This window comes from Microbispora sp. H10949, from assembly GCF_014161435.1.
GTDB classification, from domain to species: Bacteria; Actinomycetota; Actinomycetes; order Streptosporangiales; family Streptosporangiaceae; genus Microbispora; species Microbispora triticiradicis.
Window position 1 is genome coordinate 323,708 of the sequence record NZ_JABBWZ010000007.1, and the last position, 15,066, is coordinate 338,773.

Genomic DNA, 15,066 nt, shown 5'->3' on the forward strand with positions numbered 1-15,066 from the left:
TCCCTAGAGCCGGTAGAAGTCGGTGTAGTGGTTCGGCGAGAACCAGGTCACGCCGGTGCTCCGGTTGACGACGATCCGGTAGGCGTCCCGCGCGGCGCCGCGGGCCCGGGAGTACACGTCGTACTCGTAGTAGGTGGCGCCACTGGGCAGCTGGCCCTCTCTGTTGTAGAAACGGCCGCCGGTGTAGTTGTACTTGCCATCCGGCCAGGAGTACCAGCCGGCGCTGGTCGGGTATCCCTTCCCGGCCCAGATCGCGTTGGCCGAGCGCGCGTCGGCGCAGCGCGAGATGGTGCAGGAACCGTAGACCGCCGCGCTGGCGGGAACGGTGCCGGTCACCGTGGTCAGGGACACGACGGCGGCGATCAGGGCGATGAACCGGGCCGGCCAGGACGACCGGAAGCGTCGCGGAGTCCGCACGAGACCTCCTTGCAGAGGCGAGGGGGATGGACAATCGCCAGCATCACCCCGAATTCGGCCCGAACCAAGGTAAAGATCGCCAAAGGTATGGTGAACTCCCGGCCGCGCCGCCGTACACGCTCGGTTCCCCGTGAACGGGCCGGTGGGTATGACACCTGACAACGAGTATGCCCGGATGGTCGAGTACCGATCACCGGTGCTCGCCGTCGGGCGAGGATCGGGGGATCCGATGCTGAGATCGCTCATCGTCGCGGTCGCGACCGTGATCGCGCCGCTGTCAGGGGTCACCGCCGCACACGCCGCGCCGCCGGATGCCAGCGACCAGGACAAGGCGTTCCTGGTCAGCGCGCATCAGGACAACCTCACGGAGATCGAGGGCGGCCACACCGCCGAGAAGCAGGCCGGAAGCCAGGCCGTCAAGGACGCCGGAAGCCGGTTGGTCAAGGACCACACCACCCTCGACGAGCAGGTCACGAAGGTCGCCGCGGAGTACGGGGTGGACCTGCCGGGCCAGCCGACGGAGAAGCAGCAGGCCGAACTGCGGAAGTTCGCCGCCAAGAGCGGCGCCGCGTTCGACCGGGCCTGGGTCCCGGCGCAGGTCGAGGATCACCGTATGACCCTGGTGGCGCTGGACAAGGAGGCGTCGACCGGTTCCTCCGAGAAGGTGCGGCAGCTCGCCCGGGACACCAAGCCGGTGGTGCAGGAGCACCTCGACCTCATGGAGAGCATCCAGCGTGGCGGGTGAGGGCCGGTGCCGGCCGGGGCGGGTCTCCTGGCCGGCACGTCCCCGATCCCCTGAGCGATCCGGCTCCCGCGGGGACGGCTCTCACCGGAACAAGGCCACGACCAGCCAGATGACCAGCGCCCAGAAGACCAGACCCGCGACCACGGCCGCGACGAGCCCGCGAAGGCGGTACCGCCTGCCGGGCGGGCCTGGTGGCTCGTTCACGTTCCCTCCCGCGGGGCGGCCCGGTGTCCGCCTGCGTGCCCTGCTCATATACCCCGGGCACGCCTCTCCTGTCGCCACGAAGTCATATCCGTCACGGAGAGTGATGGCGTGGCAAGGGTCCCCCGAGGACCAGTGTGCGCATCGGGGGCGCACCAAGGTAGCCATGCGGCCGATTCCGGCCAGCCCGTTCGCCGACCGGCTCCTGCCGTGCGCGGACGGTCCCCGCGTACGGGTCGGCTTGACCGTGCGCAGGGCGGATTATTGGCGCAAGCAGGGGTGAGGGGTCTGGTAGAGTTACACGCGTTGCCGAGCACAGCAAGTGAACAGGCAGCCAGGCGGCCGTAGCTCAATGGATAGAGCATCTGACTACGGATCAGAAGGTTGGGGGTTCGAGTCCTCCCGGCCGCGCAGCACGAAAGCCCAGATCATCAGCCGATGACCTGGGCTTTCTCGTGTTCCAGATCAGTTGCCGGTGTCCGGCTATGTCCGGCCGTCAGCCGTTGACTCCGGTTGATCTTTCCCGATGCCTTCCCACAGAGTCTCGCAGGCCGACAGCACACCGTGCCATTCCTTGGTCCGGTGCCGCAGACGGTCCCTGACGTTTCGACGGCTTTCCTCTGACGATGGGGCTTGTTCCCGTTACGGCCAGTGCATGCGCCGACGCCTCCGCTGCGCCGGTCAGGCGGCTGAGCATTTCGACCCGTTGAGCGCGTACTCCACGGGCCGCGAGTTGGTGCCGGTCCAGGTGCCGATGAATCCGAAGGAGACGGTGGCCCCGCCCGCGATGTCCGGATTCCAGTCGGCGTGGGCGACCGTGGGGGACACGCCGTTGGATACTTGGACGGCGTTCCAGATCTGGGAGATCGTCTGGCCGTTGGCGAAGGTGAAGGTGAGCCGCCAGCCGTGGACGGTGGTCTTGCCGGTGTTGAGGATCTTCACGTCGGTGTGGAACCCGCCGGGCCATTGGCTGTTAATGGTGTAGGTGACCGTGCAGCTGGTGGGTGGGAGCACGGTCGGGCTCGGCACGGGGACACCGTAGTCGAGAGTGTTGGGCGCCGGCGAGATGTTGCCCGCCGCGTCCAGGGCGCTGACCCAGAAAGTATGGAGGCCGGGGGTGGCGATGCTGAGGGTCTGGCTGGTCGTGGTGCCCGGAACGGTGACGAACTCGGCGTGGACCGTCCCGCCGACCTCGTACCACTGGTGGCCTACCAGGTAGCTCACGACAGGCACGCTGCCGGCCGCGGCCCAACTCACGGTGGCGGTTGACCCGTTGACCGTCAGCATCTGATTGCCGGGGTAGCCGTACGGGTACCCACCAGACGGCGACGGCGACGGCGACGGCGGCAGGCAGGACGCCGACCAGCATCCCGTGGTGGCTTGGCCAAGTCCGGAGGCGTTGCCGGCAGCGTCCACGGCCGTGACCGTGTAGACCTCGTGCCCCTCAACGTGGCTGACCGCGAACGAGGTGCCCGTCACGAAGTAGCGGTAGAACTGTTCGGACTGGTTGATGTTGCGCAGGATGTAGTAGCCGACCACGCCGACGTTGTCGGTGGCGGGCGCCCAGCTGACCACGACGGTCGGTCCGCACTCGGTGAAGACCGGCCCGCCGTGCGGCGTGGGCGGCACGGTGTCGCCATTGGCCACGGCTGGGCTCGCCGTCCCCCATGGAATGAGCGCCGTCGGCGACGTGGGGCAGATGGTCGGCGTCGTGCTCGGGGTCGGCAGGACGCCCGCAGTGCTGCTCGTCGTGGGGGTGGCCGCTGCGGGAACTGCGGACTGGATGGTCGCCGCACCGGCAGTGCCGGCGACCAGCCCGATGCCGGCGACCACGGCGGCCAGCATGGCGAGCACGACGCTCACGGAGCGCGCACGCGGACGAGGCCGGGTGGGGGCAGCCTCGGGTACAGGTATGACAGGTTGGTGGGTCATTGGTGCCTCCGGGGGACGGCTTCAACAAGCGAACTCTCAACAAAGGCGGTCCCATACTACGGATTCGATCATCGATATGCGTTCATCATTGGATGCGCCTGGACAACCTCGTGCCAGCGTTCGGGGAGAACGGTCAATGGGGCGCCGCGGGCGCGCTGTGAAGTCGGATCCTGTTGTTGTTCGGAATCGCGGCCGTGTCGTTTTAGATTCGAATTGTGTACGCGACGCCCTACGTGAGGGTGATCCCGTGGGCTGCGGGCGGAACGGACTCAATCTCCCGGACCGGCCCCTCAGTGCTGGTGGACCGTGATCGGCCACAGCGCAAGGTGTACGCCGCACGGTTGGCCAGGAAGATGCGGGCGCGGTCAGCAGCTGCGTGTGACCTTGAGGATGGTCGGGACCAGATTCCTGGAGCGTCTATTGACGCAACGCAGGCTGCCTCAAACACATCGCAGGCATCTGTCACGTCGTGACGAGCGGATGCTGTTCGGCAGTGAGAGCGGCTAGCCCCATTTTCCGCAGGTCGGGTTGATTGGAGATCGCTGGGTTGCTGTGGTGATCGTTGTTTCGGTATGACCTGGCCGGTGAGACGGCGTGCGCAGTGGGGCGGGGCCAGTGTCGAGAAGATGCTTGGGGCGTTGCCGGTTATCGCGGGGTTTTGTGCGCGGTTACGGATCCGGGAGTTGGCGGATGCGGCCTGCCCGGTGCGGGATGTCGCGGAGCTGACTCGTGGGCAGGTGATCGAGGTGCTGGTGGCCAACCGGCTGACCTCACCCGCGCCGCTGGTGCACGTGCAGGAGTGGGCGCGTGCCTGGGCGGTGGGCGAGGCCTTCGGTATCGAGCCTGATCTGCTCAACGATGACCGCATCGGCCGCGCTTTGGATGCCATCGCCCCGCATCTGGACCTGCTGGCCGGGTCGGTCGGGCTGGCCGCGATCGAGGCGTTCGGCCTGGACGTGACGCGCCTGCACTGGGACATGACCTCCATCTGGTTGCACGGCGACTACGACGATGCCGATCCCGCCTTCGCCCGCCCGCGATTCGGCCAACAGTCTGTGGAGGTGGAGCGGAGTGCGTGTCCAGCAGTCCGTACGCACCGGCGCCTTGGCGATCACCCGCCACCGGTCGGCAACTACCGCGGCCGGGACTTCCCGCGGCCGGCCCGCCCGGCATCCGAGGAAGTACCCTTGGCTGGTGTTCTCGCCTCAAGGCCCGTCGCTGCGTGAACTGGTGGTCCAGGCGCTGTCCTCGGTCGAGCGCGGCTACGACCTGCTCGCCCCGAAGTTCGAACACACGCCTTTTCGCACCCCCGATAGCGTTCTTGACGCAACCGCCGATGCTCTGCGTCCGCTCGGGCCGTTCGGGAAGGGACTGGACGTGTGTTGCGGCACCGGTGCGGGCATGCGGATCCTCAACCCCCTGTGCCAGGGACGGATCACGGGCGTCGACTTCAGCACCGGCATGCTCGCCCAGGCGCGCCGGGCGCACCCGGACGCTGAGTGGGTACAGGCCGACGTTCGCGCCCTGCCCTTCGCCGGGGCGTTCGACCTCGCGGTCAGCTTCGGAGCGCTCGGACACTTCCTGCCCGCCGAACGGCCCTCGCTGTTCGCCGGGGTGTACCGCGCGTTACGGCCTGACGGGCTCTTCGCCTTCCCGATCGTCGCGCCGCCCCCCATCACGTCGGGCTGGTACTGGGCGCTGCTCGGATTCGACCTTGCCATGCAGGTACGCAATGCCGTGTGGCGTCCCCCCTTCGTCATGTACTACGGCACCTGCCCGCTGCACGCGGTCCGCGATGACCTGACAGCAGCCGGATTCACCGTGACGACAGTCCCTTTGACGGCCCTTGGCCGACGCGAAGATGGCAGCCCGCGCTGCCGGCTTGTTCTCGCACGCAGAACTTAGGTGTCCAGGTACTGGCGAACTCGATAGAGCAGGTGCAGCACCTGTCGCCCCGGATCACGGTGCGGTCAAGGCCCGATCTGGGTGAACGGAGCCTTCATCCGATATCCGCTTCTCGGTATGAGAGGTCGACCCCCGCTCCAACGGAGCGCTCTTGCCAACGCGGCTGCTGACAACAGCCGCGCTTGGCCGCGAGCAGCTCGGCCTTCTCTGGGTGGCCTCGGCGCTTGGGGCTTCGCTACCCGCAGTTGCCAAAGGTCTTGCGGCCACCGGTCGCCTCGGCGAAGTCCAGCCGGGTGTCTCGGGTGCTGCCCCAATACGAGACGCACTTGCCGCGCGCCTTCACCTTGACCGGCCCGGCGTAGTACTTGAATTTGCCCGCGTCGGTCTTCGGCTTGCTGCCCTTCACCGTCAGGGTGGCGGTGGTGTAGGTGGCGGTCCGGTAGAAGGCGGTCTTGATGCTGACCACGCAGTTGTAACCGGTCCTGCGGTTGTACATGAGGTAGACATAGCCGAAGGTGTCACGTCCGGACTTGAGGGGACGGGAGCCGTCCTTCACCCGGGCGAACCCCGCCCCGCAGACGCCCTCGGGGGTGTAGGGGGAGGAGGCCGCGTACGCCGTGTATGCCGGGTTGGCCGCGAGAACGCCGACGGCCAAGGCCGTCACGGCGACGACCTTCGTAACAGACCTGATCACTTGTCTACCTTCCGATGGCGGACCGGGGCGCATGCCGCAGCGGATCACCCATCGATCTTGGCTTATCCCTTACTTCCCGGCAATGGGCACCGGGAAAGGCCTGGCCGAAAGGCCGGTGCCCCGTATCGCGGCGAGAGCCCAGGCGGCCTCGCACCAGCTCGCCGGGCCCCGAGGTGTTGGAGGACCTCTTGGGGTGCGCGGGCGACCCAGTGCCTGATCGCCGCGTAACAACGGATTACAGCTGCTCGAAAAGCGGCCAAGGCGAGGGCTCAGGAGGCCATCGCCGCATCGAAATGTCTCCACGCTTTCGGGGATTGCCAGAGCATCTGGGTGTGCCTTCCCGACTGACGTTTGGGCGTCGGCTTGCTTGAGATACGCTCAGGTTTCCCAGTCGCGCCAGGATTGCCGTATGAGCGAAGCCGTGGACAGAACGCACCCGCCGGACCCGGTGACGAAGGCCGGCTATGTGCTGGAGTTCGAGGACACCTTCGACGGAGACACGCTCGACGAGCATCGCTGGATCCCGCGTTACCTGCCCCAGTGGACGACGCGTGCCGCCTCGGCCGCCCGACATCGGATGGGCGACGGGTGCCTGCGCCTGCTGATCGAGGAGGACCAGCCGCCGTGGTCGCCGGAGACGGAGGGCCGGATGCGCGTGTCCTCGCTGCAGACGGGCGTGTTCTCCGGACCTGTGGGCAGCGGCGTCGGCCAGCATGGGCGGGGCCGGGCCGTCGTGCGGGAGGCGCAGGACGAGGTGCGGCTCTACACCCCGCACTACGGGCTGATCGAGATGCGCGCCAGGGCCGCCGACGACCCGCGTGCCATGGTCGCACTGTGGATGATCGGCTTCGAGGACACGCCCGAGCGGTCCGCGGAGATCTGCGTCTGCGAGATCTTCGGGCGTGACGTACGACCGGAGGCGGCGGCCGTCGGTATGGGCGTCCACCCGTTCGGCGACCCCGCGATCACCGACGAGTTCGCCGCCGAGGTCCTTCCCATCGACGTACGCGAGTTCCACGTGTACGCGGCCGAGTGGACTCCGGATCGGGTGACGTTCTTCGTGGACGGCCGGCACGTCAAGACCGTCCGGCAGTCCCCGGACTATCCGATGCAGCTCATGCTCGGGATCTACGAGTTCCCCGACGAGGAGGGGCCCGAACGGGTAGGGCCGTACCCCAAGGAGTTCGTGGTCGACTATGTGCGGGGCTACCGGCCCGTTGAGCCCTAATAATCAGAAGGTTAGGGGTTCCAGTCCTCTCGGCCGCGCACATCACAGAAGGCCCGTTACCAGGATCACCTGGAAACGGGCCTCAGTGTTCTCCGGGCTCGAAACGGCGTCCGTCCCGCTCGCTTCGAGGCGCCCGGGCGTCTCGCTCGTCACGTAATCACCTGTCAGGCGGCACGGACGCCTGTACGGCGAGCCTGTCGAACAGGCTGACAACACGATCTCGTTGTGGACAGCGCGAGGGATCCGGAACCGTGGATCCCGCCGCAGGACTCACCTGCCGGCGCTCGCCACCAGGAGAAACGATGAAGCTGCCGCCATGCGCCGCCGCCCTCGCGGCCCCCCTGCTCGCTTGCCTGACCGGAGCGTCCGGGATGCCGGCGGCACAGGCGGCCGACGTCAGGGCCCTTCCGAGGGTGGACATGGAGGCCACGGTCAAGGCGGCCCAGATCGACCCGCGGCGGTCCGACGACAGGCCGACCCCGGGCGCCAAGGCCGGCGTGCTCCTTGTCGAGCGGGCGCTGCGCGACCGGCACCTGCTCGACGCGAAGTGGGTGGACGGTTACTTCGGCGCCACGACGGTCGTCGCCTTCACGAAGTTCCAGAGGTCGCTCGGCCTCACTGGTCTCGCCGCCAACGGACTTCCGGGAAAGGCGTCGCTCACCAGGCTCGGAGCCGGTCGTTTCACGGTCACCCGCACCATCGGGCCGGGCGCTCGGGTGTCCGTCGGCGGCGGCGTCGTCGTCGACGCCCGCACGCGGCGCATGCTGGCCGAGGCGAAGCGGCTGCTCGGCCGCGACCTCGTGCTGTTGCAGGGGTCGTACAACCGCGGCGGCGACCCCACGTCCGCGGGCACCCACGACGGCGGAGGCGTCGTCGACATCTCGGTCGAGGGGATGGGCTCCGCCACCCGCACCGCCGTCGTCCGCGCGTTGCGACGTGTCGGCTTCGCCGCCTGGGTGCGTAACCCCGATCAAGCCGACTGGCCGTGGCACATCCACGCCGCCGCAATCAACGACACCGACCTCTCCAGCCAGGCCCAGCACCAGATCGGTGACTACTACCTCGGCCTGAACGGGCTCGCCGGCCGTGGCCCGGACGACGGCCCGAAGGTGACCATCCGCACCTGGGAGGAGTACCGGCGCCGCTGACCATCCGAAACCCAGGCTGCACAGACAACGAAGGAGAACACCATGGGAACGCTCAACAGGATCCTCACCACGGCGGCCGCCGCGACGGTGCTCGGCGGGACGGTGCTGGCCACCGCCTCGCCCGCCTCGGCGGCCACCCGCAACGGGGTATGCGAGACCGGCGAGTTCTGTTACTACTTCAACAGCGGCACCAAGGGATCGCTGTCGGACTTCACCGGGTCCGTCCCCGACTACGGCACCCGGCAGCCCTCCTGCTTCGACTTCAAGGGTCCGGGCGCAGGTAAGGGCAAGTGCGTCAAGAACGCCGCCGCGTCGGTCTGGAACCGCAGCGGCAAGACCGTCCGCGTCTACTTCAACAGCAACTACGGCGGCAGTATCTACCAGGACTTCGCGCCCGGCGCCAAGGGCAACCTCAAGCCCGGCCTGAAGAACCAGAACGCCTCCCACCAGTTCGGCCCGTCGTCATCGGTGCGCGTCAACATGTCGTACGCGCTGTACAAGGCCGGCGGCGGCTATATCAGCTGCGGCTTCGACGGTTACGTCCACACCTCCGGCCGGCACGAGGGCATCGACATCACCCGCAGGGTCGGTTCGGCTGTCCACGCGCTGACGAGTGGTCAGATCATCAACGTCGTGTACGGGCGCAACGGCGGCTCGGGGCTTTCCACGATCGCCGTCTACAACGCCTCGCTGAACAAGACGATCATCTACCTGCACTCCGCTCCGCTGTCCTCGCTGCGGGTGGGTCAGCAGATCTCCCGTGGCCAGGTCATCGCGAAAGAGGCGTGGCACGGGGTGTCGTCCGAGAACAAAGCGCACACCCACGTGGAGATGCGCCCCGGACGGCAGACGCGGGCCGCCAAGAGCGTCGGCGACTCGACTCTGAGCAACCCGAACCCGAACTCGTTCTGGATCTCCCAGGGCTACAACGTCCGCTAGGGCGCCGGGATCCCTGATTAAGCACCGGGATCTCTGATGAGGAGGAAGGCAACTGTGTCTCCGCGAACCGCACGGCTGATCTCGCCCCTGGCCGCGACGGCCGCCGCGGCGGTGCTCGGCGGGACGGTGCTGGCCACCGCCTCGCCCGCCTCGGCGGCCACCCGCAACGGCGTGTGCGAGACCGGCGAGTTCTGTTACTACTTCAACAGCGGCACCAAGGGGTCGCTGTCGGACTTCACCGGGTCCGTCCCCGACTACGGCACCCGGCAGCCCTCCTGCTTCGACTTCAAGGGTCCGGGCGCAGGTAAGGGCAAGTGCGTCAAGAACGCCGCCGCGTCGGTCTGGAACCGCAGCGGCAAGACCGTCCGGGTCTACTTCAACAGCAACTACGGCGGCAGTATCTACCAGGACTTCGCTCCCGGCGCCAAGGGCAACCTCAAGCCCGGCCTGAAGAACCAGAACGCCTCCCACCGGTTCCTGAGCTCCGCACCGCCGACCGGGTGCAAGACCGACGGGACGCACAGCAGGCTGCCCACGACGATCCTCGTCTACCGGAAATCCCTCAACCGCGTGGACCGGGTGGAGTTCAAGACCTACATCAAGAACGTCCTGCCCAACGAGTGGCGGTCGCACTGGCCGAAGGAGTCCCTCAAGGCCGGGGCGATCGCCGTCAAGAACTTCGGCTGGTACTGGGCGCTGAGGTCGGCGAGCAGGACGCCGAGCGGCCAGTGCTACGACGTCACCGACCACACGTCCAGCCAGATGTACAAGCCCGGCTCCGCGACGGCGGCGACGAACGCCGCGGTGGACGCCACGTGGGGCATCCGGATGACGCGCGACGGGAAGATCTTCAAAGCGCAGTACTGCTCCACGACGACGGCGTGCGGCCACTGGGTCACCGGCGACTGGATGTCGCAGAACGGCTCTCGCGACAAGGCCGAGGCGGGCTGGAGCTACGCCAGGATCCTCAGGTACTACTACAAGGGGATCGTTCTCAGCTGAACCCCCGGAGATCGTCCGCCCCTGTTCCCCGCCGTGCCGCGTACGGCGGGGAACAGGCGTCAGCCGACGATGACCTGGAAGTTGAGCGGCCGGCCTCCGGGGAACGCGACCCGTCCCGAACCCTCCATCATCTTGAACCGCACGTAGCACAGGCCCGGCTTGCTCGGCGTGGTGATTTCGGTCCGGATGTCGACCGTCTCTCCGGGTCGTGTGTCCTTGATCGGTATGTCGGAGACGGTCTGGCATTGATCAGGTCGCTGCGGGAGGTCGAGGCGATGCAACGAATATCCCTTCCACGGCACCGTCCCGGCGTTCTTGAGCCGCCACACCTTGGTCACGGTCTGGCGGGGGCCGACGCGCGTGCAGTCGGTGAGCGTGATGTCCCCGATGAACTTCGCCGAATCACCCTCGTGCGCGGGTGGGCTCCACGGCGGGCTGGTGGCGTGTATCGGGCAGTCGGCCGCCGACAGCCCGGAGTTCGACGGGCTCCCGGACGGGTTCGAGCTGTGCCCGTCGGCCCCGGAGCCACGACTGACGGCGACCGCGATGAGGACCGCTGTCACCGCACCGACGGCCGCTACCGCGAGCGCGGCCGGGCGGATCCGCCGGAATCGTCCTCGGTCCTCTGGCGCGGAGGGGACCGGCCGGACGTCGCCCGCGATCTCACCGCCCGGCCGTGAGGTTCGCGACTCGGGAGCGCTGGGCGCGCTATGGCCTTCCGCGACGTTCGCGGCGGAGGCTTCGGGTCCGGCGCCCGCCGATCTGACCGCCAGGTTCGCCCTCTCCCAGCGTTCGCGGTACGCGGCCGGGTCCGCGCCGCACGCCTTGACGAACTCGACGGTGGTCTCCCAACTGGGGAGCCGGTTGCCCTTCGTCGCCTCGTGCAACGTCGTGTGTGAGATCGCCCCCGACCGGCCGGACATTTCTCGGAAAGGTGGGTTGCCGACCGATTTGCGGAGTTCTCGCAGTGCCGCCGCGAAGTCCTCGATCGCCTTCGCCCGTGCAGGCATGTCGTCCACCGGGTGAAGCTAACAGCGCTCACAGTATTCGCTCAAGCTCAGGGAGTCGCGATCATGACCCCGAGGCTCGGAGGAGCGCCGGGTCCACGTCGGGAACGGCGAGTCTCGGGTTGTGGCCCGCTGCGACGACCCTCATGACGAATCCGGCGGCCTCCTCCAACTGCCGGGCGCTGCCCAGCCCGCCGACCACCGCGGCCCGTCCGCCGAGATCTCCGATCAGTGCCCCGGCGCGGTCGAGGGCTTCCGGTTCGTCGCCGCAGATCGCCACGACCGGCGCCGACTCCCGCGGACCCACGTATGGCCATGAAGCTCCGGCGAACAGGTGGAGCGCCTTCACCACGCGCGCACCGGGAGCCGTCCGAGCCACGAGTGCCGCCGCCGAGCCGGACGCCGGCTTCAGTTCACCGGTCGCGTAGTCGACCGGGTTGGTGCAGTCGATCACGGTCATGCCGGTCAACGCCCCTTGGGGGCCGCCGACGAGGGACACCGCGGTCTCCAGCCCTTCCCAGGCGATCGCGATCACGAGCGCATCGACCCGGGCCGCGAGGCCGGCGGGGTCGGCGGCCTCCGCCGCAGGGCCGATCCGATCGGCCGCCCTGCGGGCGTGCGCCGGGTTGCGCCCTGCCACCAGCAGCGAATGCCCGGCCGCGGCCCAGGCTCGGCCGAGCGTCACGGCGAGGTTCCCGGTGCCCAAGATCCCCAGATTCACAGCGATCTCCTCTGTCTCGAAGGGGCTTCCCGGGGAACGCTACGAACGAGGCTCCTACCATCCGGTAGGCGACCGATGCGAGACTGGATCCGTGATCGAGGGGACCTGTGAGACATTCGTCTCCGACTGCCAGGTACGCGCCGCGGCCGAGCTCATCAGCCACGCCTGGGATCCCGTCGTGCTCTCAGCCCTACGCCTGGGCCCGACGCGACGCAGAGAACTGCTCACGCGTATCGCGGGGGTCAGCGACAAGGTCCTGACCGAGGCCCTGCGACGTCTGCTGGCGCGCGGACTGATCGTGAGAAGCGGTGGCGCCGGCCAGGCAGGCGCGGTCTACCAGCTCTCCCCGCTGGGCGAGTCGTTCGCGAACGGCCCCCTCGCGCAACTGGCGCAGTGGGCCGCCGACAACCTGGACGACCTCATCGCCTCGTCGGCGACGTCCTGACCTGACGGCCGTCACCGTGCCCGGATGCCGTCGAGGATGAGCGAGACGACGCTCGCGGCCTCCGCCTCGATCTCGGGGGACTGCCACTCCGCGGCGTGCCTGGGATCGACAAACCGGGTGCTCGCGTTGAAGACGGCTCGCGCGGTCGCCTCCGGATCGCAGGGCGCGAAGTCGCCGCCGGCCACCCCGTCGGCGACGACGGCGCGGATCTGGTCGAGCAGGAACGCGAGATGGGACCGCGACCCGGCGCTGTGCTCCGCCGCCAGCACCCGGAAGGTGGCGAACAGTTCCGGGTCCTCCCTCGCCTTCGCCCATTTGACGGCGAACATGGCGGTGAGCAGGCCGCGTAGCCGGTCGGGCGGGGTCAGTCCGGCGTCCTGAACCGCCGCGACGAGATCGTCTCGCACCCGGTCGAGCCAGCGCCGGATCACGGCCTCGCGCAGCGCCGCCTTGGACGGGAAGTGCCGGTAGACGCTGCCGTGGCTCACTCCCAGCAGCCGCGCGACGTCGAGCACCGTGGTCTTCTCCGGACCGTGGCGGCGCAGCACCTCCTCGGTCGCCGACACGATCGTCTCCGCGTCGAGTGGCTCTCCGCGCATCGGATCTCCCTGTCGAGCTGGTACGAGGCCTCCGGGCCCCGCAGCGGAACGTACGTCAGCGGACTGACGGCCGTCAAACCATGTTCGACAGATGACAACTATTGAAATCTGTCATTTTCTGTTTGTACGGTGTGCTCATGAGCACTCCTACTGCTTCCTTCGCCAGCCGTACCGTGGCCCGGGTGGGCTACGGCGCGGCCCAGCTCGGCCGGTTGGGAGACCACCGCGCCGAGGCCGTCGCGCTGGTGCGCCGGGCGGTCGAGCTGGGCGTGAACCACGTCGACACCGCCGAGTTCTACGGCTTTGGCTTCGCCAACGCGGTGATCCGCGAAGCCGTACGCCCCGAAGACGACGTTGTCGTCGTCACCAAGGTCGGCGCCGACCCCAACCCGGGCGGGCGCCTGCCGTTGCGGATGGCGCAGCGGCCCGAACAACTGCGGGCCAGCGTCGAGGACAACCTGCGGAGCCTCGGCGTCGACCGGCTCCCCGTGGTCAATCTCCGCCGCCTCGACTCCGGCCCGGGGCTGCGTCCCGAGGGCGACCAGGTGGTCGACCTCGACGACCAGCTCGCCGCCATGATCACCCTGCGCGACGAGGGCAAGATCGGGGCGATCGGCCTGGGCAGCGTGACCCTCGACGGCCTGCGCCGCGCCCTGCCGGCCGGCATCGTCTGCGTGCAGAACGCCTACAGCCTCGTCTCCCGCGACGACGAGGACATGCTGCGGCTGTGCGCGGCCGAGGGCATCGCGTGGGTGCCGTTCTTCCCGCTCGGCGGGGCCTTTCCGGGTCTGCCCAAGGTCGCCGAGGAGCCGGTCGTCCACACCGTGGCCGAGTCGCTGGGGGTCACGCCCGCCCAGGTCGGCCTCGCCTGGCTGCTGCATCACGCCCCGAACGTGCTGCTCATCCCCGGCACCGCCGACCGCGGCCACCTGGAGGCCAACATGGCGGCCAGCGAGATCGCCTTCGACGACGCCACCCTTGCCGTCCTCGACGCGGTCGAGTCCCGCTCCAGCGAACTTTCGCTCGGCTAGGGGACGGATCATGAAGGCGATCGTCTACCGCGACAACGGCGGCCCCGGCGTACTCCGGCTCGTCGAGCGTGACCTGCCCGCGCCCGGCCGCGGCGAGGTTCGCGTCCGGGTCGCCGTGTCCGGGGTCAACCCGGCCGACCTGCAGGCCCGCTCCGGCGTCACCGGCCCCAAGCGCTTCCCGGAGGTCACTCCGCACCTGGACGGCGCCGGTGTGATCGACGCCGTCGGCGAAGGGGTCGACCGGAGCCGGATCGGTCAGCGGGTCTGGCTGTTCCTGGCCGCCGCGGGGCGGCCCACCGGCACCGCCGCCGAGTTCACCGTCGTACCCGCCGGCCAGGCCGTCCCGCTGCCCGATGAGGCCGGTTTCGACGTCGGCGCCGCGCTCGGCGTCCCCGCGCTCACCGCGCACCGCGCGCTAACCGTCGCCGAGGACGGACCGCGCCGCCTGCGGCCGGGTGCGCTCGACGGCAGGGTGGTGCTCGCCGCCGGCGGGGCCGGAGCGGTCGGGCACGCGGTGATCCAGCTCGCCCGATGGGCCGGCGCCACCGTGATCAGCACGATCAGCGGTCCGGAGAAGGCCCGGCTGGCCACCGCGGCCGGCGCCCACCACGTGGTCGACTACCGCGGGGGCGACCCGGCCGCCGAGATCCGTACGATCGCCCCGGACGGCGTCGACATCGTCGCCGAGGTTGCGCTCGGCGCGAACCTCGCGCTGGACCTCGCCGTGCTGCGTACGCGCGGCACGATCTCGACGTACGCCAACGAAGGTGGCAGACCGGTCGAACTGAACGTGCCGCAGAACATGGTGCTGAACACACGCCTGCAGTTCCTGGTGCTCTACACGGCCGGTGCCGCGGCGCGCGCCGCGGCCGCCGAGGACGTCGCCGCCGCGGTCCGCGACGGCGCCCTGCCGGTCGGCGAGGAACACGGCCTGCCGCTGGTCCGCTTCCCGCTCGACCGCACCGCCGACGCGCACCGGGCGGTGGAGCACGGCGTGGTCGGCAAGGTCCTGGTCGACGTCACCCGATGAACCACGCGCGGGACGGCGCCCG

The 15,066-nt window shown here is 69.0% G+C and carries 17 protein-coding genes and 1 tRNA gene; 11 read left to right on the forward strand and 7 right to left on the reverse strand.

The genetic code is table 11. The annotated features are described in order from the left end of the window. Window positions 1–3: 3 nt before the first annotated feature. Entirely contained in the window at window positions 4–417 is a 414-nt protein-coding gene (locus HHX40_RS37785; RefSeq protein ID WP_220499363.1) for a ribonuclease domain-containing protein, read from the reverse strand. Window positions 418–646: 229 nt separating this feature from the next. Here HHX40_RS37785 and HHX40_RS20825 point away from each other — a divergent pair, with 229 nt between their 5' ends. Then, window positions 647–1,162, forward strand: a complete 516-nt coding sequence (locus HHX40_RS20825; RefSeq protein ID WP_182881920.1) for a DUF4142 domain-containing protein — start codon at window positions 647–649, stop codon at window positions 1,160–1,162. Window positions 1,163–1,243: 81 nt separating this feature from the next. On the opposite strand, the gene HHX40_RS36910 is transcribed toward HHX40_RS20825, so the two are convergent. Continuing rightward, window positions 1,244–1,366, reverse strand: a complete 123-nt coding sequence (locus HHX40_RS36910) for a hypothetical protein (RefSeq protein ID WP_259402020.1) — start codon at window positions 1,364–1,366, stop codon at window positions 1,244–1,246. A gap of 335 nt (window positions 1,367–1,701) precedes the next feature. Here HHX40_RS36910 and HHX40_RS20830 point away from each other — a divergent pair. Further along, window positions 1,702–1,774, forward strand: a tRNA-Arg gene (locus HHX40_RS20830). A 270-nt stretch (window positions 1,775–2,044) separates the two neighbouring features. Here HHX40_RS20830 and HHX40_RS37790 read toward each other — a convergent pair. Continuing rightward, complete coding sequence (locus HHX40_RS37790; protein WP_182881921.1) at window positions 2,045–3,226, reverse strand: cellulose binding domain-containing protein; 1,182 nt, start codon at window positions 3,224–3,226, stop codon at window positions 2,045–2,047. Window positions 3,227–3,867: 641 nt separating this feature from the next. Between HHX40_RS37790 and HHX40_RS36920 the strand changes: the two genes are divergently transcribed. Both HHX40_RS36920 and HHX40_RS20845 read left to right on the forward strand, forming a co-directional pair. Beyond that, window positions 3,868–4,521, forward strand: a complete 654-nt coding sequence (locus HHX40_RS36920; protein WP_259403764.1) for a DUF4277 domain-containing protein — start codon at window positions 3,868–3,870, stop codon at window positions 4,519–4,521. Beyond that, window positions 4,490–5,200: a class I SAM-dependent methyltransferase gene (locus HHX40_RS20845; RefSeq protein ID WP_117410405.1), complete on the forward strand. Its 711-nt coding sequence runs from the start codon at window positions 4,490–4,492 to the stop codon at window positions 5,198–5,200. Before HHX40_RS36920 ends, HHX40_RS20845 begins: the two co-directional genes overlap by 32 nt. 235 nt (window positions 5,201–5,435) lie before the next feature. On the opposite strand, the gene HHX40_RS20850 is transcribed toward HHX40_RS20845, so the two are convergent. Next, complete coding sequence (locus HHX40_RS20850) at window positions 5,436–5,894, reverse strand: hypothetical protein (RefSeq protein ID WP_182881922.1); 459 nt, start codon at window positions 5,892–5,894, stop codon at window positions 5,436–5,438. Between the two features lie 409 nt (window positions 5,895–6,303). Between HHX40_RS20850 and HHX40_RS20855 the strand changes: the two genes are divergently transcribed. From HHX40_RS20855 to HHX40_RS20870, 4 genes are all read left to right on the forward strand, one after another. Then, a complete protein-coding gene (locus tag HHX40_RS20855) occupies window positions 6,304–7,122 on the forward strand; it encodes a glycoside hydrolase family 16 protein (RefSeq protein ID WP_182881923.1) in 819 nt (272 codons plus the stop codon). A 302-nt stretch (window positions 7,123–7,424) separates the two neighbouring features. Then, window positions 7,425–8,270, forward strand: coding sequence for a peptidoglycan-binding protein (locus HHX40_RS20860; protein ID WP_182881924.1), 846 nt, complete (start codon window positions 7,425–7,427; stop codon window positions 8,268–8,270). A gap of 42 nt (window positions 8,271–8,312) precedes the next feature. Then, window positions 8,313–9,209, forward strand: a complete 897-nt coding sequence (locus tag HHX40_RS20865; protein ID WP_182881925.1) for a peptidase inhibitor family I36 protein — start codon at window positions 8,313–8,315, stop codon at window positions 9,207–9,209. Between the two features lie 54 nt (window positions 9,210–9,263). Continuing rightward, the gene (locus tag HHX40_RS20870) at window positions 9,264–10,211 is read left to right on the forward strand and encodes a SpoIID/LytB domain-containing protein (RefSeq protein ID WP_220499365.1); all 948 of its coding nucleotides are present in this window, start codon (window positions 9,264–9,266) and stop codon (window positions 10,209–10,211) included. 59 nt (window positions 10,212–10,270) lie between these two features. On the opposite strand, the gene HHX40_RS20875 is transcribed toward HHX40_RS20870, so the two are convergent. Both HHX40_RS20875 and HHX40_RS20880 read right to left on the reverse strand, forming a co-directional pair. Continuing rightward, window positions 10,271–11,221: an NBR1-Ig-like domain-containing protein gene (locus tag HHX40_RS20875; RefSeq protein ID WP_259403805.1), complete on the reverse strand. Its 951-nt coding sequence runs from the start codon at window positions 11,219–11,221 to the stop codon at window positions 10,271–10,273. A 61-nt stretch (window positions 11,222–11,282) separates the two neighbouring features. Next, window positions 11,283–11,939 (reverse strand): NADPH-dependent F420 reductase, encoded by a 657-nt coding sequence (locus tag HHX40_RS20880; protein ID WP_220499366.1) that lies wholly within the window; start codon window positions 11,937–11,939, stop codon window positions 11,283–11,285. Window positions 11,940–12,030: 91 nt separating this feature from the next. Between HHX40_RS20880 and HHX40_RS20885 the strand changes: the two genes are divergently transcribed. Next, complete coding sequence (locus HHX40_RS20885) at window positions 12,031–12,384, forward strand: winged helix-turn-helix transcriptional regulator (RefSeq protein WP_182881928.1); 354 nt, start codon at window positions 12,031–12,033, stop codon at window positions 12,382–12,384. 11 nt (window positions 12,385–12,395) lie between these two features. On the opposite strand, the gene HHX40_RS20890 is transcribed toward HHX40_RS20885, so the two are convergent. After that, window positions 12,396–12,983 (reverse strand): TetR family transcriptional regulator, encoded by a 588-nt coding sequence (locus HHX40_RS20890; RefSeq protein ID WP_182881929.1) that lies wholly within the window; start codon window positions 12,981–12,983, stop codon window positions 12,396–12,398. A gap of 137 nt (window positions 12,984–13,120) precedes the next feature. Between HHX40_RS20890 and HHX40_RS20895 the strand changes: the two genes are divergently transcribed. Next, window positions 13,121–14,014 carry an aldo/keto reductase gene (locus HHX40_RS20895; protein WP_182881930.1) on the forward strand — a complete coding sequence of 298 codons (894 nt, stop codon included), beginning with the start codon at window positions 13,121–13,123 and terminating at the stop codon, window positions 14,012–14,014. Window positions 14,015–14,024: 10 nt separating this feature from the next. Further along, window positions 14,025–15,044, forward strand: a complete 1,020-nt coding sequence (locus tag HHX40_RS20900) for an NADPH:quinone reductase (protein ID WP_182881931.1) — start codon at window positions 14,025–14,027, stop codon at window positions 15,042–15,044. Window positions 15,045–15,066 lie beyond the last annotated feature (22 nt).

Coding starts and splice junctions, on each gene's coding strand:
- HHX40_RS20900 (WP_182881931.1), top strand. CDS start 14,025: ATGAAGGCGATCGTCTACCGCGACAACGGCGGCCCCGGCGTACTCCGG.
- HHX40_RS20875 (WP_259403805.1), bottom strand. CDS start 11,221: ATGCCTGCACGGGCGAAGGCGATCGAGGACTTCGCGGCGGCACTGCGA.
- HHX40_RS20855 (WP_182881923.1), top strand. CDS start 6,304: ATGAGCGAAGCCGTGGACAGAACGCACCCGCCGGACCCGGTGACGAAG.
- HHX40_RS20865 (WP_182881925.1), top strand. CDS start 8,313: ATGGGAACGCTCAACAGGATCCTCACCACGGCGGCCGCCGCGACGGTG.
- HHX40_RS20860 (WP_182881924.1), top strand. CDS start 7,425: ATGAAGCTGCCGCCATGCGCCGCCGCCCTCGCGGCCCCCCTGCTCGCT.
- HHX40_RS20890 (WP_182881929.1), bottom strand. CDS start 12,983: ATGCGCGGAGAGCCACTCGACGCGGAGACGATCGTGTCGGCGACCGAG.
- HHX40_RS20825 (WP_182881920.1), top strand. CDS start 647: ATGCTGAGATCGCTCATCGTCGCGGTCGCGACCGTGATCGCGCCGCTG.
- HHX40_RS36920 (WP_259403764.1), top strand. CDS start 3,868: ATGACCTGGCCGGTGAGACGGCGTGCGCAGTGGGGCGGGGCCAGTGTC.
- HHX40_RS20895 (WP_182881930.1), top strand. CDS start 13,121: ATGAGCACTCCTACTGCTTCCTTCGCCAGCCGTACCGTGGCCCGGGTG.